The organism is Singulisphaera photorubra, from assembly GCF_045290345.1.
Classification (GTDB): Bacteria; Planctomycetota; Planctomycetia; order Isosphaerales; family Isosphaeraceae; genus Singulisphaera.
The window spans coordinates 5,638,295-5,657,818 of the sequence record NZ_CP155447.1 but is presented as its reverse complement, the minus strand read 5'-3'; the positions used below and the strand labels follow the sequence as shown (position 1 = coordinate 5,657,818).

Annotated in this window: 13 protein-coding genes; 2 read left to right on the top strand and 11 right to left on the bottom strand. The window is 62.0% G+C overall.

All coding sequences use genetic code 11. From position 1 onward, the window contains the following. Positions 1 to 44 precede the first annotated feature (44 nt). The 10 genes from V5E97_RS21350 to V5E97_RS21305 form a co-directional block, all read right to left on the bottom strand. Positions 45 to 242 carry a hypothetical protein gene (locus tag V5E97_RS21350; RefSeq protein ID WP_406693555.1) on the bottom strand — a complete coding sequence of 66 codons (198 nt, stop codon included), beginning with the start codon at positions 240 to 242 and terminating at the stop codon, positions 45 to 47. Beyond that, positions 242 to 2,431 (bottom strand): RraA family protein, encoded by a 2,190-nt coding sequence (locus tag V5E97_RS21345; RefSeq protein ID WP_406693554.1) that lies wholly within the window; start codon positions 2,429 to 2,431, stop codon positions 242 to 244. Before V5E97_RS21345 ends, V5E97_RS21350 begins: the two co-directional genes overlap by 1 nt. Positions 2,432 to 2,471: 40 nt before the next feature. Then, positions 2,472 to 3,674, bottom strand: a complete 1,203-nt coding sequence (locus tag V5E97_RS21340) for a glycosyltransferase family 4 protein (RefSeq protein ID WP_406693553.1) — start codon at positions 3,672 to 3,674, stop codon at positions 2,472 to 2,474. Continuing rightward, positions 3,671 to 4,993, bottom strand: coding sequence for a hypothetical protein (locus V5E97_RS21335; protein WP_406693551.1), 1,323 nt, complete (start codon positions 4,991 to 4,993; stop codon positions 3,671 to 3,673). The genes V5E97_RS21340 and V5E97_RS21335 overlap by 4 nt, the downstream gene beginning before the upstream one ends. A gap of 14 nt (positions 4,994 to 5,007) precedes the next feature. Next, positions 5,008 to 6,180, bottom strand: coding sequence for a glycosyltransferase family 4 protein (locus V5E97_RS21330; RefSeq protein ID WP_406693550.1), 1,173 nt, complete (start codon positions 6,178 to 6,180; stop codon positions 5,008 to 5,010). 7 nt (positions 6,181 to 6,187) lie between these two features. Beyond that, the gene (locus tag V5E97_RS21325) at positions 6,188 to 7,801 is read right to left on the bottom strand and encodes a flippase (protein ID WP_406693548.1); all 1,614 of its coding nucleotides are present in this window, start codon (positions 7,799 to 7,801) and stop codon (positions 6,188 to 6,190) included. 191 nt (positions 7,802 to 7,992) lie between these two features. Further along, positions 7,993 to 9,024 (bottom strand): efflux RND transporter periplasmic adaptor subunit, encoded by a 1,032-nt coding sequence (locus V5E97_RS21320; RefSeq protein ID WP_406693547.1) that lies wholly within the window; start codon positions 9,022 to 9,024, stop codon positions 7,993 to 7,995. Further along, positions 9,021 to 11,318, bottom strand: a complete 2,298-nt coding sequence (locus V5E97_RS21315) for a polysaccharide biosynthesis tyrosine autokinase (RefSeq protein WP_406693546.1) — start codon at positions 11,316 to 11,318, stop codon at positions 9,021 to 9,023. The genes V5E97_RS21320 and V5E97_RS21315 overlap by 4 nt, the downstream gene beginning before the upstream one ends. Before the next feature lie 77 nt (positions 11,319 to 11,395). Then, entirely contained in the window at positions 11,396 to 12,082 is a 687-nt protein-coding gene (locus V5E97_RS21310) for a sugar transferase (protein ID WP_406693545.1), read from the bottom strand. Between the two features lie 2,454 nt (positions 12,083 to 14,536). Then, positions 14,537 to 15,520 carry a GDP-mannose 4,6-dehydratase gene (locus tag V5E97_RS21305; RefSeq protein WP_406693544.1) on the bottom strand — a complete coding sequence of 328 codons (984 nt, stop codon included), beginning with the start codon at positions 15,518 to 15,520 and terminating at the stop codon, positions 14,537 to 14,539. A 280-nt stretch (positions 15,521 to 15,800) separates the two neighbouring features. Here V5E97_RS21305 and V5E97_RS21300 point away from each other — a divergent pair, with 280 nt between their 5' ends. Continuing rightward, on the top strand, positions 15,801 to 16,661 hold the full coding sequence (locus V5E97_RS21300; RefSeq protein ID WP_406693543.1) for a hypothetical protein: 861 nt from the start codon (positions 15,801 to 15,803) through the stop codon (positions 16,659 to 16,661). 92 nt (positions 16,662 to 16,753) lie between these two features. Here V5E97_RS21300 and V5E97_RS21295 read toward each other — a convergent pair whose 3' ends face one another. Further along, positions 16,754 to 17,188: a hypothetical protein gene (locus V5E97_RS21295; RefSeq protein ID WP_406693542.1), complete on the bottom strand. Its 435-nt coding sequence runs from the start codon at positions 17,186 to 17,188 to the stop codon at positions 16,754 to 16,756. 542 nt (positions 17,189 to 17,730) lie between these two features. Here V5E97_RS21295 and V5E97_RS21290 point away from each other — a divergent pair. Continuing rightward, positions 17,731 to 19,398, top strand: coding sequence for a hypothetical protein (locus tag V5E97_RS21290; RefSeq protein WP_406693541.1), 1,668 nt, complete (start codon positions 17,731 to 17,733; stop codon positions 19,396 to 19,398). Positions 19,399 to 19,524 lie beyond the last annotated feature (126 nt).

Genomic DNA, 19,524 nt, shown 5'->3' with positions numbered 1-19,524 from the left:
GAAAGGCGTCGGGGGGGAAGGCCTCGTCACGTTTGCGATCACGGTCATCGTCGTTGGGCAAAGCGTTCCGCCCGACTCGGCGATCGAAATCTTGAGATCATTTCGGGGCCGAGGGCATCTCCCTTGAACCGGCAACGAGCCCCGCCCACGCCGATCTCGGCGCCGAGCGGCTCGTAGGATCCACCGAGGTATGCAGCGTCCTCAGCGATCCCGAGCATCGCTCGGTTCACCAGAAGATCCATTAGTGGAGATCCTGTGCCTGGGGCATCACGCCTGTGGTTCCTTCGGCCAAGGCTTCGGCTAACTCGGTTCCCAGCCAACGATCGCCGTCGCCATTCGGTTCGCGCTGCTCGCTGTCGGCATCAGCGCCGAGGATCGGGCAGCTCTGGGATTCCAGCAGCCGGTCGACCCACTGGTTCGAGAACTCGCCACGCTTGACCGACTCGAAGTAGGCCACGTTGGAGTCGTGGTGCGCCTTGAGTCGTTCGAGCAGTTCGGCGGCGATTTCCTTGGGGACGACGACGATTCCGGCGGCGTCGGCGACGATCAGATCGCCTGGGTTGACGACTTTGCCGCCGCAGCAGATCGAGTAGTTGATCTCACCGGGTCCGCGGTGCAAGGGGCCGATCGGGGTGGTTCCGCGGGCGAAGACGGGGAAGTCGAGTTCCTCGATTCCGGGCAGGTCGCGAATCAGGCCGTCGACGATGAACCCGGCGATCCCGCGATGCTTGGCCTTGGCGGAAACCAGGTCGCCTAGGACGGCGTTTGAGGTCGATCCGCCCGAGTCCACGATGACGATGTCGCCGGGTTGGGCCACGTCGAGCGACTTGTGGACCATCAGGTTATCGCCGGGAAAGACCTTTACGGTGAGGGCAGGGCCGCAGAGGAAGTGATGGTCGCCCGTCAGGCAGCGGATCGCCGGGTCGACCGCATAGAGTCGGTTCAAGAGGTCCGAGATGTCGGGCGTGGGGAACGCCCGGAACTCGTTCATGAGGTCTTGGTCCAGCCGAGTGATTTCGGTCCTGACGCGGAATCCAGGGCCGGGGTGCAGTTCCGAGGAACGGGGCTTGGCCGCCATGGTCTTCACTCCTCTTTGAATTTCGGTGCGGGGATGACTCGTTGTTCGGGAGAGATGCAATGGGGAAGACGATCGACCGGACTCGCGGTCCGGTCGCTCCGTTTCCTGGATGCTGTCCAGGTAGGCTGCGAGGGTGCGGTCCACCATTTCTTGAGCTGTGAATCGGGTGGCCAGACGCCTTGAGGCCCGGCCGTAGCGCTGGAGCGTCTCAGGGTCGGACATGACTTCGACCAGGGCCGCGGCGAATGCTTCGGGTTGATTGGGGGGGACAACCATTCCGTTGTGTCGGTGCTCGACCAGGATCTCGACCCCGGCCGGGCGGGTGGCCACAACCGGCAGCCCCGCCGCCAGGGCTTCGATCACGACGTAGGGCAGCCCCTCCTTCCGACTGGAGAGGGCGAGCAAGTCGAACGCGGGGAGAACCGTGTTGCCGTCGCGCTCGCCGAGCCAATGCACCTTGGAGCCGACGCCAAGCTCCTCCGCCAGGCTCCGCGAGACCTCTTCCAGCGGGCCGGATCCCACGATGGCCAGGCGGGCCTGAGGGAGCGAGCGGCTCGCGATGGCGAACGCCCTGATCAGGACATCCGGTGCCTTCTGATCCACCAGGCGGCCGATGAAACCGGCGACGATGCTGTCCTGGGCAATGCCCAGCGCCCGCCTTGTCTCGGACCGTGAGGGGAGATCGATCGGATCGACACCGTTGGGGATCATGATCACCCGAGATCGGCCCAGACCGCTTCCGAGGCCGGCTCGCTGTTCCTCGGGAGAGACCGTGACGATCCGGTGGGTCAGTTTGCTCAGAGTCCACTCGATGGCGTGGTAGAACCGCCGCTTCGCCCGCTTGATGCCCGGGTCCATGACGATATACCCGTGCAGCGTATAGAGCACCACCGCCTTCGAGCCGATCGCCGCCAGTCGGGCCAGGGCTCCCCCTTTGGAGGCATGGCCGTGGATCACGTCGAACGGGCCGAACTCCCGGAGGTAGCGGCGAATCGAACGAAGCGAGATGAGGTCGCCCGGGTGAATCCCATGGTGAATGGGGAGGCTGAGGTGCCGGATCGTTCCAGCCCGCTCGAGTCTCCCCTGAAAAAACCGATCCATGCGGTGGGGAGAGGAGATCAGGTGCACCTCGCAACCTCGGTCGCGGAGCCCCTCCGCCAGGTCGAGCACGTGGCGCCCCGCGCCCCCGCCGCACGCCTCGGCGATTAACAAAATGCGAAGTGGCCGGTCCGCCTCGTACATCGCCGCGAACAGGTCACGGGCCGACGACACACCAAACGCTCCCGCCCGATCGAGCCGGCTGACCAGTCGGTCGAATGCCATCGCCGGAGGGTGCAAGAGAAGGTCGTCCACGAGTTGAATTCCTTGGGTTAGCGGAGCCTTGGGGGCCATTTCAGCGAGAGCTCGTAACGGGTGTCGAAACCGACCCAGACTCGATCGGCACAGATTCCTCAGATCGAGACTTATCAGCGATGATAGAGTCGTAGAAATTTTCATAACGCCTGGTTACGGCGGAGAGGTCGAAGCGTGACACCGTTTGCCGTCGCGCGGCCTCCCCCATCGCGAAACGCTGCGCCGGCGAAAGACTGAGGATGTCGCCCAACGCATCGGCCAGCGCGGCGTGGTCGCGAGGCGGCACGACCCGGCCGGTGTCGCCGACCATCAGAGCGGAGTCACCCACGTCGGTGACGACACAAGGGGTGCCGCATGCCATCGCTTCGCCGACGGTCAGGGGAAACGCCTCGCTGATCGACGACGAAGCCGTGATGTCGAGGCTCGCCTGGATCCGAGGGATGTCGCGGCGCGGACCGAGGAGATGGCAACGGTTCTCGAGTCCGAGCGACCTGATCGTCGAGGTCAACGCGATGTTCCGATCATCAACTCCCTCGCCACAAAGGAGGAAGTGGGCTTTGGGATGGCGATCCTTGAGGGCCCCGGCCGCGAGCAAAAAGGTCTGGTGATCCTTCAGCGGGTCGAACCGGGCCACCAGGCCGACCAGTGGCGTTTCCGGCTCGACTCCCAGTTCGCGACGGACTGCGAGTCGGGCCGAGGGATCGGGACGATACGCCTCGGTGTCGAAGCCGTTGGGAATCACCGTGATCTTCGCGGCCATGAACCCGCGTTGCACGTAGAGCGCTCGAGCATGTTCCGAGCAACAGATGATCCGGGTCGGCACCCGCCTTGAGAGTCGGGCACACGCGGAGACGGTCAGGAGGGTGCTGCGCTTGGTGTAGCCAGGTAAGTGGTTGGAGTGGTGGATCCCCCAGACCAGTGGGGTTACGCCCGCCAATCGCGTCGCCAGGCCGCCGATCAGGTTGGAATGATCCATCCAGGTTTGAATGAGTTGGGGCTTCTCCTGGCGGAGCAGGCGGGCCAGGGAGAGAATACCCCTCGGGTCGGGAATCCCTGGTTTCATGCCGATCACACGGATCGGGATGCCGAGTCGCTCGATCCGGTCGGCCAGAGTCAGGTCCTTGATCAGCAGAACGACGACCGGGTCGAACCGGTCTCGATCGGATCGGGCCAGGAGGTTGGCGAGCATCATCTCAGCCCCGCCGAACTCGAGGCTGTTAATGATATGGACGATTTTTCTCATAATGCGAACTCCCCCGTCGACGTTAGCGCACCCGAGGGGGGCGGGAAAAGGCGGTCCCAGCAGAGCATCAGGCCCAGGCAGAACCAGATGGCCGAGAGCGACATATAACTGGTTGTGGCCCCAACACCCATGAGCCAGGGGCCGAGCGTGCAGAGACCGAGGAGAACCGCTGACGAGCGGACGATCGCCCGCAAGGCCATCATGAGGACAGTGAACATGGCCAGGGCACCGATCAGGCCCGTCTCCATGTAGTAGCAGACCGTCAGGCTGAAGATGGCCAATGACCCTTCGTCCTCAGGCAACGGGACGCTGGACATCTTCCGGCTGACGATGGGCGGGGATTGGCCAGGGCCGACGCCGAAGGCCAGGCTGCCCATGTCGTTGTTCGACGTCAGGCCCACCGCGATCGACTTGCCACGAATCCCCCAGGACGAGGCAACCCGTTCTTCATAACCTTGACTCAGTCCCGAGATGGCATAACCGAGCACCCCGACTCCTCCCAGAAGCACGACGGCCATGCTCAGGAGCTTGCCGATGCCAAAGGAGGTGAGCTGGGATCGGAACTTGCCAACGCAGAGCACCATGACGGCCGCCATGATCACCAACGTGCATCCGGAGCGAGAGAGCGCCAGCAGTACGAAGGCGCAGGCGACGGCCACCGTGGCCTTGCCCCCTTGCCAGCCCAGCCGCTTCGCCTGAATCGGGTCAAGGATGAGACCGGTCAACATGGCGAGCCAGGGACCGAGGGAGGCCGCCATGGCCGATGGCTCCGGAAAGAGACCGCACGGTCGCTTGATATATCGCGCGTAGATCGGGCTCCACTCCTCCAGCGACCGGAACGAAGGGTTTTTGTAGAGGAAGAGCAAGGGAAACTCGTCGTTTCGAAAACTGTAGACTTGATAAAAGCCAATAAGCGAGTGAATCAAGAGTGCCGCGGTGGCCGCCCTCAGCACTTCGGAAAAGAACGCTCGGGTCGCGATCAGTTCCGTGGGCCAGAGGATGAGCATCGCCAGCGTCAGGGACACGGCCTCCTTGGGGAGGACGCTCAGCGAGGTGGACTCGCCGATCATCACGTTGAGAAAGACCGAGACATAAATGGGGATCAAAAGGATCACGTACGCTTGAAAGGGCCGGCCTGGCGGACGGAAGCAGAGCAAGGGAACACAACCGAGAGCAAGGAGTTGATTCAGTTGCAGCCCGTTGTTGCCTCCGATGGCAAGCGCTGGGTAGGGGAAGAAACAGGATGCCGCGAGGAACCGCACTGCGACGCGGGTCCACGACCCTTGGCTCGACGTCGTCATGGCGGTCTGGGGATCCATGGGGCTTCCTTTCCTCAGGCAACGACGGAGTGATAGACGTCGATCGTGGCGTCGGCCATCCGGCTCCAGGTCAGCTCGTCTCGGACTCGGGCAATGGCTTCGAGTGACTCGCGGCACTTTTCGGGGGCCAAGGCTTGCTCGATGCCTTCGGCCAACGCGCGTTCATCGTTCGCGGGAACAACGGTTCCGATCCCCCATTGCCGGACACACTCGCCCAAGGCGCCGACGTCGGTTGCAACCACGGGGCGGCCAAAGGCCAGGGCCTGGTGGAGGACGCCGCTCTGCGAGGCGAAGAACGTGTAGGGGAGGATGACGAGTTGACACCGTTCAAAAAAGGACGGCAACTCGCTTTCCGCAACATAGCGGTCGATCATCTCAACGCGGCCCGGAGGGAACTGATTGGCGAGCTTGAGAACTTGCTCGTGATAGCCCTCCTCTTCGGCAGCACCCGCGACGATCAGGTCGCAATGCGGCAGGCGTTCGAGGGCCTTGAGCAGGACGTGCAACCCCTTGTTCGGCCGGATCACTCCGAAGAAGAGCAGTCGGGGCCGATCGCTGGGGGCTTGCGCCGTCTCCGGTGCGGCGGCTTCGTGATTGCGCCAGACGCCGTGAGCCGTGACGTGGATCGGCGGGTGGCCCGGCCCCAGGAAGTCGGCCAGTGCTTCGCGGAGCCCTTCACTATGAACCAACAACGCGTCGCAAGCCCGCCATGCCGACCTTAAGCTGGTATCGCGAATCCATTTGGATAAAGCATTTCGATAGTAGTGAAACTGAACGTTATGAACCGTGAAGACCAGCGATATTCCGCGGCGTCTTAACTCACGGCAGTGCCGTGGCGCCAACCAGGGGGTGTATTCCTGGAAGTGGATGACGTTGATGTCACCGCGGTCGGCAACCCAATCGAGGAAGACCCGTTCGCGGCGGGGGTAGTACGTGATCCTTGAGGTGGCCCAGGCCATCGGGCTCGGAAACTCGTGCCGAGGCACGAGCCGAGGAAGGATCGAATGGATCGGGTAGCACGACGTCTGGTTCTCGACGGCGAGGTTTTCCGCGGTGACCAACTCGGCCGAGACGCCGCGGCCAGGGCCGACCTCGGCCAAGGCCGTGAGCAACTCTTGCGTGTAGAGCGCATGACCGCCTCTAGCCGTTGGTGTATACATGCAGACCTTTAATTGGTCTCGCGGCATCGCTTACTCATCCAAGAGGGGATTGGGTGGCTTCGGCCGCGGTTCTGACTGCGAGTCCGGCGACGGCTCGATGCTGGAATCGACGACTCCAGGCATTGACGAATCGATTCAAGAGGACGTTTTTTTCCTCGGTTCCAAGAATCCTCTGCCAGATGAGGATCGGGGCCGCGGCCATGATCACCGTCAGGTAGGCGACGCGCCAGGCAAGCCCCAGCGGCAGGGCGCCGAGGCCGATCAAGGGTAATGTCCCGGCCAGCCCCCAGCTCAAGCGACGAATCGTCTCTTTGCATTCGGGGAGGATCTGTCGCCCCCCCCAGAAGAAGAGTACGAGGTCGAGTGCGGTTCGGGCCGTCCACGCGAGCGCGGCGCCTGTGATCCCGTAACCGCGGATCAGGAACCAGGCGGTGATCAGGTAGGGGAACAGTTCGAGCATGTGCAGTTTGAAGGTCAGATCGGGCCGCCCCACGCCTTGGATCAAAGCCGAGGGCACTTGCGCCAGGCCGTTGAGAAAGACTCCCAGGGCCAGGCATTGCATCACATAGGTGCTCTGCCTGGCGAAGTCTCCCCCGAGCCAGAGCGTGAGGACCTCGGGCGCCAGGGTCACCGCTCCCAGGGTGAGTGGGAAGAGGATCAAGAAGACGTACTTCACAGTACGCCCGAAAAAGAGGGCGGTTCGCTCGCGGTCATTTACGAAGCTGGTGGCAAACGCGGGAAACATGACCCCGAGGATCGCGTTCGAGAAGAACCAGAACTTCGTTACCAGTTCATAGGGCGTGGTGTAGTAGGCGACCGCGGCCGTCGAGATCAGGGCGCCGACGGCGAACCGGTCCATCTGGACCATCAAGGGATTGATAATATTGGTCAGTGTCATCCAGCCGCCGAACGTGATCAATGGGCCGATCAGTTCGGTCCGGATCGCGAACCCACGGGCAAGGTTGGGGAGCGTTCGCAGGCAGAGCACCATGTGGATCGCCCAAGAGACCAAGCGTCCCACGAAGACGACGGCGACGACCGGGACAAGGCTGCGGGAGAACGGCAGGACCAGGACGGGACCGATCAGCGAATAGAGGCCAATCACCGTTCGCACCACATTGATCTTGCCGAAACGCTGATGCGCCTCCATCACTCCGCGCAGGCCCGCGGTGGAGATCACGAACGGGAGCGAGGCCGCCATCATGTAGAAGGCGTAGAGCGATTCGCGCTGGATTTCCGGCGGGATCTTGAGAATGTGGCTGACCAGGCTCGGTGAGATCAGCACGATAGAGACCGTTCCGAGCAGCCCCAGGATCATCATCAGGCTCAGCGCGGTGCCGACCAGGTTGGGAAGCTCCTGTTCGAGCCCGCGCCCCAGTTTCTCGGCCACCATCTTGGTCAGCGCACGGCCCAGTCCCAGGTCGAAGAGACTGAAGTAGCCGAGCACCATCCAGGCCAGGGTGAAGACGCCGAACCGGTCGGTACCGATCCCCGCGATGAGCACCGGAATCGTCAATACGGCCGCCGCCATCGGGGCGCTTTGACTCAGCAGGTTCCAGACCACGTTGCGGGCGAGCAAGCGGCCGTTCGTCAACGCATGCTGTTCTTTGCCGTGCTTCATGGTTGCGTTGGTTCGTGGGTCAGACAAAGGAAGCGTCTCATCTCGAAGTCGTTAAGAACGAGCGATCAGGGGATCGTTCCATTGTGTGTGGCATTGCCTTGGCCTTGAGGGCCTGGCTTGAAAGCTCGGGCCGCTCGCAACGGATCCGCTCGAGGCATTGGGTCGGTTGCGTCAGGACCGTTTGCCGATTGCGCTGGGGTCGTTCGGGACGCGCCGTCTCAATGCACACCTCCGGTCAGATTCGTGGTAGACGATCGGAGAGCAGGGGGGACCGGCCCGTTTGTCAGGGGGGTGGGAGTCGGCCTTTTTTCCACGGCAATGGCACGGGGGTCGATCTCCAGCCTGGTTTCCAAACCGGCACGCAAAAGACCGCCGCGGTTATCGACGTTGACCAGGACCTTGCAGGTCTGGTTCGTCGGGTCGATGTGGGTGTCGATGAAGACGATCCGGCCGGTGAAGACCTCGCGCTCGACCGGGAGGTCGGCCCCCGAGATGTCGGGGATGACCCGCACCGACTGGCCGACCTGCAATCGCCAGGAGTCGGTGATATCGGCCTGGCCGGTAATCTGAAGCCGCTCGGTGTCCACCACCTTGAAAACCGGTTCGTTCGGAGCGACCGGCTCGCCCAGTCGCTTGAGGATTGCGACGACGACCCCGTCGTAAGGGCTGACGAATTCGCGGGCCTGAAGCTGGACCTGCGCCTGTTGGAGCCGGATCTTGGCGAGTTCATGGTTCTGCTTGGCTTGCTCGACTGCGATCCCCGCCGCCTCGGCTTCCATCTTGTGGAGGTTGAAATCTTCCACGCTTGCGGCGTTCCGTTTGACGAGGGACTGGGTCGTGCGGAGCCTGATCATGGCTTGCGAGCTCTTGGCTTCGCTCAGGCGGATCTCGACGTCACTCTTGGCTTCCAGTTCACGGAGCTTCAACTCGGCCCGCAAATCATCGTCACGAATCCGGCCGAGGACTTTGCCGGCCTTTACCCGCTCGCCGGGGACGACGAGGCACTCCTGGATCACGCCGTACTGGTTCGATCCCAGGGTCGCCGAGCGCTCGTAATCGATCGGACAGCGTCTCAGTACGAGGACTTCGGCCGAGGGATCGGTGTCATCGGCCGCAACGGCCCGGTCGTTCAGGACGAGCATCACGAGCGCGAATACGGGGAGGATGGCGAAGATCGTCGCCCGTCGGCACTCGCGGTTCCCCCTGGTCGATCCTCGCTGAGAGTCTGAATCGTGGGTCAGGCCGATCATGCTGGGCCCTCCGTTGCGTCATCAGGGGAAGGGAGGTCGTTCGGCCTGGTTCGCGGGTGGGCTCCGTTCGTCCCGTTGAAGGCGAACGAGAGCTTGGGTTCCGGGCGGATCTCTCCGGTGCGCCGCTCGGTCAGGAGTGAGTCGGCGGCCGTCGGCACGCGGAGCCGGGTGGCCGGGCCGGGAGTGGAGCCGTTAACCAAGGCACCGAGGATGGGGATCCCGAGCTCTTTGAGAACCTCCAGGGCACGGGTGGCCTCGTCGCGTTTCGTCTCCGAGGCACGCACGACCAGCACGATGCCGTCCGCCACCGCACCCAGGATCGATGGATCGGCCACTTCGAGGAGTGAGGGGGAGTCGATGATCACCGTGTCGTAGTCTTCCCGGACTTTGTTCAGAAAGTCGTGGAGGAAGGGGGATGACAGGAGCTCGGCCGGGTTGGTCGCTTCAGGGCCGCTGGCGATCAGGTCAAGGTTTTTGATCGTGGTGGTTTGCACGACGCGGGCGATGGACATCAAGTCTCGCAGGATGTGGACCAGGCCGCGCTCTCGCTGCATGCCATAGATTTTATGCTGAGCGGGACGCCTGAGGTCGGCGTCGACCAGCAGGACTCTCCGCCCCGCCTGCGCCTGGCAGATGGCGAGGTTGCTGGCCACGGTCGACTTTCCTTCTGAGGCGTGCGGGCTCGTGACCAGGACGACCCGGACCCCGCGGTTGCGGCGGGCGAGGTCGAGGTTGGCCCGGGCGACCTTGTAGGCTTCCGCCGAAGGGGACCGCGGCATTGCATGGCAGATCAGGCCGACGGAACTGGCCCGCGGGGTCGGTGATTCCGGAAGTTGGGGAATCTGACCGAGCATCGGAAGCTGAAGGACCTTGCGGATTTCCTCGAGCGAGCGGATCCGAGGATCGAGCAGGTCGCTGACCAATGCGCCCCCTGTGCCCAGGACACCACCGACCACCAGGGCGACGACCAGCGTGAGCGAGAACAGGGGACTTACCGCCTTGGGCAAGGCGTTGGCCTCTTCGATCGTCTGGGACCGGATGCCACTGAAGTCGCCCACGAGCTTCGCTTGCTTGAGCTGGTCGACCACTCCGTTGAACAGGGCCCGCTGTCGTTCGAGGTTGCTCTTCAAGATGGATTCATTCAGCAGCGCGATCTCCGCCTTTTTGGCGTCGGTCATGTCCTTCTCGAACTGGTCCGCGATCTTCTCACGCATTGAAATGACCGAGCGGAGGCTCCCTTCGATCGAGTCGAGGAGTTCCCGGATCTCAACCTGGTCGATCCGGTTGCGTGAGCTCCGCGATTGTTCGAGGACCGAGGTGATCTGTTCCTGGATTTCTTTGACCTTGGTGTTCTGAGGGCCGTGGCGGTCGGTGAGCCGCTGCTGTTCCTGATTGAGCTGGCGAACGTAGTCGGAGGGGGCCGCGGCGTTGAATGATGGATTGCGCCCTCCCAGGCTCGAGCCGGAGCCGGCGAGCTGGTCCATCGCATAGGTGATCGAGCCGAGTCCGACGCCGTCCTGAGCGAGCTTGCGGCCGAGTTCCAGTTGCTCCTTGAGCTGCACCGCGCGCACCATCGATTCCGTGGTCGCGCGATTCCACTCGTCGATGCGTCTGGCAATCAAGGGGCGACCGGTGCCGTCGCTTGTCAGGAGGGGGTTCTCGAGCCGGAACTCCTTGTATTTTTGTTCGAGATCCTTGAGTTCGTTGTTCAGGTCATCACGTGCCTTGGTCATCAGGAAAACCACGTCGCTGTTGTTTTTCTGATAGACCTCTTCGAGGAATTTCTTGTAGCTGAGCGTGATGGCGGCGACCAAGCGAACGGCTTCCTCGCGGCTCTTGGCCCGGAAGTCGATCTGGAGGATTTTCGCCAGGCGGTCGGGTCGAGTTACCGAGAGGCTTTTCGTCACGTCCCGCACGGCCCGCTCCATGTTGCCGGCGACGTCCAGGCTGGCAAGATTCTTCAAACCGACGGCTTCGATGGCGTGGCGGACCACGATCGGGCTCTTGAGGACCAGGGCGTGGGTCGGAATGTAATCTTCGCCGGACTCGGTCAGTCCGCCGGTGTCGACACTCACGACACTCAAGGGCCGTCCTCCTTGCTGGAGGATCAGGAGCTTGGCGGTGGCCTGATAGATCCGGTCGGTGTTGAGCAGGTAGAACCCCGCGAGTAGGAGGCAGCCCAGAATCGACGCGGCAATCAGCCGACGACCCCGCCAGAGGATCGCGATCAGGTTGGCCGGATCGACGATCATTCCCGTGGGAGAACTCGTCGAGGGTGTTTGGATTTCCAACATCGGTCCGTCCGTCCCAGATCTCATTCGTCGCACCGGGATGAGTTCGCGTCGCGCCTTGCACCGTATTGAGGCGCTGCTTAGTAGGCGCCACGCCCCTTGATAACAACCAGCGCGGTGGCGATCAGGAGCCTCAGGTCGAACCAGAACGAACGTGACTCGATATATTTCATGTCCATCATGATTCGTTGGGCGTACGAGGTGTCGCTGCGTCCGCTGACTTGCCAGATCCCTCCCAGGCCGGGCTTGACCGAGAGTAGCCGGGCGCCGTCGTCCCCGTACCGGCTCAGTTCCGGCACGACGATCGGACGAGGTCCGATCAAGCTCATCTCGCCTCGAAGCACGTTCCAGAGCTGGGGGATCTCGTCCAGGCTCGTCTTGCGGAGGAACGCTCCGAGACGAGTGACCCGTGGGTCGTCGGTCAGCTTGTAGTTCTCGTCGAATCGCGCGAGGAGATCACTGCAATGGGCGAGAAGCGCTTCGGCGTCGGGGACCATCGTGCGAAACTTGTAGCACCAGAACACCTTTCCACCGCGGCCGAGCCGTTTCTGTCTGAAGAAGACCGGACCCGAGCTGCCCAGCTTCACTCCGACTCCAATAAGAATATAGAGGGGAAGCAAAAGGAGCAGGAAAGTAAGTGATGCGGTGATGTCGAGTGCACGCTTTGAACACTCATAACGCCAGTCACGGACAAGTTGGGCCTCGACGACCTGAGAAGTGGTCGGGCATCGTTGCGGAAGTGTGGGCGAGATTGCGGAACTACTCATCCAAAGCATCCTCCTTGAGGAAGCGTGTGGTGGGACACTCACGTATCGCGGAAAGCCGAGGGGTCGAAACCGCGGGACGTACCGCGATCTCGAAATCGATTTCCTTGAATGCGTTCGCCTCGACGTCGAGGCGGGGTCGCCGGGTGGAGCGGTCACCGAGCCGGGAAGGCAAGGCGGCCAGGCTCTCGTTGGACTTATCCCATCAAACGAAGGCGGTTTCGACGGCCTCGTTTTGTGTCGCTAGCAAAGCTGTCCCTTTTTTGAGAGAACGCGTCGCGGTTGGCAAAGCACGCCCAGCCCGCCCCCCTTTTTTAAGAGATTGTTCCCCTCATGCCTACGTCATCGGGCCGGATTCGGCCCATTGATGATCTAAGGGAACACGCCCCCTGTTCCGCGGGCCCCACACGGAAACCGAGTCGATCGAGGTCCTCAGCGTGAAATTGATTCAGGATCGAAGTCATTCCATATCCTTGCGCCCGAGCCAGATCTCATGTTAATTCAGACGAACGAGTCCCGTCGTTAAGAGGTTCGTCGTGTTGCGAAATAACGACATTGATGATGAATCGATGTACCTTTCGAGGCGGCTCCGCGCGGTTCGTTTATTATGCCGCGACGATGCTTGCGTGGTTTGAGGGGATTTGTGACCTGGCAGAGCGAGCCTCGCTCGCGAATTTGTGGCGAAGAATGCGCGTTGCGAGGGCGTCCAGTCGCAGCGAGCTCCCAGGGTGAGACACAGTGAGATCGCTTGATCGGGCCCTGTAGTCGCTTGATCGGGCTCTGTGAGAAGCTCAGCCGGGGTGACGCCGCCGTAGCAGCAGACGTCTGTCTTTCCTGTGCGCCCTGGTTGCGCATGGTGGTGAGGCGGTCTCTCACGCCGCTAATACGGGCGAACGTCCTCTCAGGCATTCGCTGAGATGTTCTCGAACTTTTCCGACGAGGCTCACCTCAAGGTGTTCCTGGTTCGATCAACGTTCAAGCACTTAATTTCATGATGCTTTCGGAGCTGCAGGCCGGTGCAACACGCGCAGCCACTCTCAGCCGAGTCTGAGGGCAACCTGGCCGTGCGTCAGGATCGGTCCATCGAGGTGGTTCAGGCCAACGAGTTCTGAGAGCCGCTCCTGTCCATGGCCTCTCCCGACCACCACGAGCTCCTGTAGACTCAAAATTTGGGGCGTCTCATTGGCGGAGATCGCCAACTGTAGCTGGTTTCATGAGAGCAGAACCCGCCGGATCATCGACAAAGTGGGAAGATCGCTGGTGATCGGCGCTGACGAAGCCAAAGTCCGTTTCGGTTCGCGGCGGTCGGGCAACGGGAACCAAAACGGATCGTGCAAAGCACTGCGCCCCGAGGATTTAGAGCTTCGGGGAACCAGGCGGATTTTGCGACGTGCGTAAGATTCAGGCAGAGACGCCGCAAGGCAAAACGGATCCGTCATCATTGATGGTTGGTTTCCAAGAGCCGATTCACCCTCTCCACGGCGTGTAGCTTCAGGAACATGCTTCTGCGTTGTCCCATGTTCGACCGTGTCCGCCTCAATCGTTTGATCGGACTGACCGTGTTCGACGTGTTCGAACAGGGGTGTTGGCCGCGGCCTGGGGGCAGGGGAGGAGGCCCTGGGTCGAGGAAGACGCACATGAACGCCGAGACTGCTGCGTGTTTAATCCAAGGAAGATATTTGTATTTGCGATTTCCTTGGTCAGCGGTCGTCATGGGACGAGGTCGCGTGCCGCTCCCCTCAGTGGCAATCCGAGCGCGAGACCTTGCTCGATTCCCATTCCTTGAGGTGGCGACTTGCCAATAGAGCTGGGTCATCCTGATTTTGGCGACGATCGGCTGATCGTCGAACCAGATCGATTCACCCGCCGGCACCATCCTCACGAGCGATCCCTATTCCTCGCTTCAGGAAACCGCGGGTTGTTGGTCCGCTCATCTTGGGCCAACACGGTGCGTTTTTGTCATTGTCGTGAGAGCAGCTTCGGAACTTCTGTTGAAAGAGTCACACAAATATGAGATACTTCTAGGCCTGCCCAGGGATTCTTGGTCGTACCCGCCAACTTGCCTGCCAATTTCCCCCCCCCGATTTGCCCTTTCCAATTGGCTAGAGGATTCTGAGGATATTCATGCGTAGTGTCTGCAATGGAGTGGTTTGGTTTGCGCTCATTTCAGGCGCAATTTTCACCGTCGCTGCACAGGTGGAACGGCCGGAAACAACGCCGCCGCTTGAGTCGAGCCAGAGGGGTTTCGAAGGGCACCCGACGGATTGCCCAGCCTGTCAGCTTCGAACTGGACGATCGTTGCCCCCCGAGATTGATGATAAGTCGGTCTGGTTGAAGCAGGACGGTGCGAGCGCGATCGGGCGTTGAAGCCAGAGCCGAGCGGTGGTCGAGGAGCGGGCCTTGTGATCGCGTAATCCGCGCGATGTGGCCCGCCCGCCGATCGTCAACGACGAAGTGTCAGGTCGTGTACGCATCGACCCGGAATCGGGCGATGTTGTCGCGGATCCAGGCGATCGTCTCATCGAGCGCCTCGTCGAGTGAATATTGCGGCGACCAGCCCCAAAGCTCTTTGGCGAGGTTCGTCCCGGCCAGGAGTCGGCCGACCTCGCTGGCGGCGGGGCGGACCCGTTCGGAATCGGTCTCGACCTGGATCGGTGTCCCGAGTCGCGCGGCGATCCGCTCGACCAACTCACCGATGGAGACGTCGTCACCACGGCCGATATTGACCGCTTGGCCGATTGCTGCGTCACATTTGGCGATGGCCACGAACCCTGAGACCGTATCTTTGACGTAGGTGAGGTCGCGGCGGGGGTCCAGGCTCCCCAGTCGAATCAACGGGCGCGTCAGAGCCTGACTGATGATGGTCGGGATGATCGCCCGCGCCGACTGGCGCGGTCCGAACGTGTTGAACGGTCGGAGGATCGTGACAGGTAACCCAAACGCGCGGTGGTAGCTTTCACCCAATGCGTCGGCGGCGATTTTCGTGGCGGCATAGGGGGACTGCCCCCGTAGCGGGTGGCGTTCGTCAATCGGTACGAACTGCGCGGTCCCGTACACCTCGGACGTCGACGTCAGTACGACCCGCTCGAGGGCGCTGCTCGAACGGCAAGCGTCGAGCACGTGGGCGGTGCCAAGGACGTTCGTCTGCACCACGTCGTACGGGTTCTGGTACGAGTAAGGGATCGCAATCAGCGCCCCTAGGTGAAACACCCAGGCTCGCCCCTCAACGGCTTTGCGGACCGCCTCCGGGTCCTTCAGGTCACCCCGGTGCACTTCCAGTGCTCCCACGATCTCTGAAGGAAGTCCATCGAGATGGCCGCGCTCATCCCGGCCGTTGTACCGGGTCAAGACCCGCACGGTGTGGCCATCACGGACCAGACGTTCGGTCAGGTGACTCCCAATGAATCCCCCCGCACCTGTCACCAGGACCGTCTTGCCCATCGCAGTCCACTCCTTTGGATCGAATCGACTTCATCGCTATCTCTTTCGGAACCCATCGTCATCCTACGGATTTCCCCCCGTCGAGCAACGCGAAATCGCTACCATCCCTCCGCCTGCCCCACGCTCTGGCTTACCCGGCCAGGATTCTTTATCTGAACCTTCCAGATGACCTGGAATCGCTAAAGGTTCGAGTCTTCCTTGTCGATACTATTTGACACCGAAGGATCAATGGGTCACCACGGATGACATCAGACGACCCCATTGAACGGATCAAACTGCAATGACGACACAACGATATCGCGGAGAACGACCGATGGTGTTGCGCCTGGTCCTGGTCGGCCTTGTCGCCGGGCTAGCTTTGAGCATGCCGTCTCGACGCGATCTAGATACGATGGCCCGTACCGCGCAACACTGGGCGAATGACCGCCTTGCTGAATGGGACACGGAAACTTTGGCTGACTCGGGGGCGTACGTTTTCGCCGTTGACCCTGCCGAGGCCGCACTGTCCGTGGTCGCCCCCGCACGTCCACTCGTCTCGGACGAGGAATTTGCCGTGGCTCTCAATGATTCGGTCGCCTTGTTCGCTCAAGACGCGCTTGCGGGCGAAACCCGTGAGACGGACCAATCCATCAAGAGCGGCGCTCAGTTGGCGGCCTTGGACTCGTCGAAATCGATCGTGATTGACCTCGAGCTTCCCACCGAACCTGTCGCGATCATCGGCGACGAGTCGTTGGATCACACCGACCTGACCGAACTTGTATTCGAGGGTTGGGCGGAAGCGACAAATCGGAACAAGCCGGTCGAATTGGCCAGCTCGAACCTGAGCACGGACCTCGACCTAGTTTTCGAGGAGGTGATCGAAGCCACGGTGATCCGCTTCGACCGTGATACCTCCGCGTTGGTCGCCACGGCACGGGCTTCGAGTGACGAGCCGCTCGAAATGAGCGAAGACCTCGGCACGGACGAGACTTACGCCTTGAATCGGATCGCCGACAGGGTTCAAGAATCGACCGCCGCCGCTGCTGCCGAGGTCGACCGAAGCGAGAATCAACTGACGAATGCCGTTCGCCTGACCCGTGAAGCGGTCGTGGCCTGGGCAAGCCTGATCCACGGTCCTGCCGTCGTCACGATCTCACGCTGACAGCTCAATCGCTCGAGGAGAGGGTAACGACCCGGAGCCTGCATGGCGCCGGGTCGTTCTTGCTTTTCGAAACGGCCGCAAAGGACGTGGTGTCATGTGATTTTCGGCGAGGACTCGTTCGACCCTTCCGAGCGAGCCGTGGGATTGTCAATGCCTTGGATCAGGTTGAACGCGAGCATTTTGCGATAACCGAGCTCGTTCGCGACTTTGAGCACTTCGCCATAGGTGGGAAACGATCGGCCCGATTGCATCTTGAAGTGCTGCATCGCATTCATGAACTCGATCTCGTCGTCCGTATACTGCTTCTCGAAGGTGGTCGGATCGACTCGCTTGCGTCGCTCTTTTTTGACCTGCCGCTCGGCTGGGTTACGATCCGGATTCGTCGATTTCGCCAGAGCGTCCGCGCCCCCTTGGTTGCGCCGCCAGGGCCCGCCACGGCGGTCGTGGAGCATTGCGTCCTCGGGTACGGAGGAGGAATCGAATTTCTTCGCCTTCGGCGGCGTCTTTTTCTTAGGGCGATCAGGCATGACCAGTTCTCGGTTCCTCCCTGACTGGGACGTGGTCGTTGCGATCTCGCTCGAGGCGACTCACCGATTCGAGATAATTCGATGAGTGCCCGCGGGGTCGAATCGACCAGGTCCGTCAGCAGTCGCACCCTCACACTACACTTGAGTGACGAATCGGGAATGGCTCTAACTGTTGATAGAACATCCCTCTAACACTGTCAAAGGCGATCGAAAATCATCGCGTTGAGAATTCGCATCGTTGCGCCGCGAAGCGGCCGGTTCGCGATTTTGGGTCGCCCAGATTTGGAGCAAGGGCATGACTTGTGCCTCGATGTGTTCTATGTGGCATAATAAGAGAAACCGTAGGAGAACGCTCGCAGCCGAGCTCTCGAGTTGATTTTGGTCATGCCTGCTTTCGGTGAGCATTCGCCGTTCTTGCTGGCCATCAGAGGTGGAATCGAACCGATTTGCCGAGTCACGGTCGTTCTCTTTTGATTAAAATGACGCATCCCCACGCTCGTACCGGACGTAAAGCCGGGATCCCCTTCTGGAGACGAACAATCATGTCCCAAACCGCGAGGATGTGGAAAGGTCTCGGGCCGTTGACGTTGAGCGGCCTGCTCCTAACCGGTATCACGTCGCGAGCCGCCGACACGATGCCCTTGCCGAAGCAGCTCGCCGAGCTCGGCCAGCAGGCGCTTGCACAGGGAGCGACCGAGCAAGCGACGAACTTCTACCGCAAGGCGCTCGAGCTCGATCCCCAAAACAACGAAGCCAAGCGAGCCCTGGCCCAGATCCAGGTCGCATTCCAGGCCCCAGCGGACGCGCCTCCTGCCGCCGAGCCCCCCGCCGCCGAGGCGCCCCCTGCGGTACCGCTCCCGGCCGGCACTGAACCCGCCGCCGACCGCCAGCCCCAGGCCACGCTCGAGGAAACGGCCCGCATCTCCGACATCGTTCGCCAGCAGCTCGTTGCCGACATCAACCAGCGTTTGCAGGCGGCTCGTGACCTGGTCAACGCCGGGCAGCCCGAGGCCGCGCTCACCACGCTCCGCCTGGCGCAGACCGTGGCTCGCTCCGCCACCGACGTCCCCGAAGCGGTCCGGAACGACCTCGATCGACGCATTCAGTCGCAGATCCTCTCCACCGTCCGCGCCGAAGAGCGGATCGTCCAGGAGCAGGCCGAGCGGCTCCGTCGCGAAGCCTCCGCCGAGCAGCGGATCCGGGCGCTCGACCTCGTCGAACGCAACCAGGCGACCGTCAGCGTGATGATGCTCCAGTTCGATAGTCTCATGGCCCAGGGGACCTACAACATCCTCTACAACGGCGGCCTGGGAGACATCGTGGCCTCCACCGCCCCCTTCTACGAGGCGCGGATGCTGGCCCAGAAGGCGCGGGCATTGGTCCCCAACGATCCGACCCCCCGCGCAGGCGTGTTCGTCGCCGAGACGGTGGGCTTCCTGGCCCAGGAGCTGGCGTTCGAGCAGCTCAAAGAGTTCCGCTTCATGCTCTCGCTGCAGGATGTGGATCGCGCCGCGGTGCCTTTCCCCGACACGATTACGCTCGAGTATCCCGACGCCGACCAGTGGCGCGTGTTGTCGGAACGACGGATTCGACGCTACGGCCGCGCGGTCGACTTGCTCGACCGAGACCCGAAGACGAAGTCGATCCTGGCCAAGCTGGATGACCCGATCTCGATGGGGTTCGGCAACGAGACCCCGCTCGAAGACGTGCTGAAGTACATCAAGAGCGCAACCACGGGCGCGAACGACAATGGGATCCCGATCTACGTCGACCCGGTCGGCCTTCAAGAGGCCGAGAAGACGATGACTTCGACCGTGACCCTGGACCTGGAAGGTGTGCCGCTCAAGACGACGCTTCGACTGATGCTCAAGCAACTCGGCCTGACCTACACGGTCAAGGACGGCTTGCTGACGATCACCAATGAAGACTCGGAAGACCAGCCGACCGAGATCCGGGTCTACCCGGTGGCCGACCTCGCGATCATCCCGCTCTCGCTCATGGGTGGCGGCGGTGGTGGCGGTATGGGCGGTGGTATGGGTGGCATGGGCGGCGGTATGGGCGGTGGTATGATGGGTGGCATGGGCGGTGGTATGGGCGGCGGCATGGGCGGCGGGATGGGTGGCATGGGCGGCATGATGTCCGTTCCCGCGACCGATCCGGCGAAGTCAGCCGAACCGGCCGGTGCCTTCTCGCAAAAAAAAAGCAGCTAATTGAGGCGGCCCAGCCTTCCTCAACGGTTCAACCTTCCCGGGACCAGCGTGGCGTCAAGTCACCTGGTCCCGGTGGCGTTTCCTCGCCGCGAACTTCGACGGGCAAACCGAACCGCGATGCCCCCC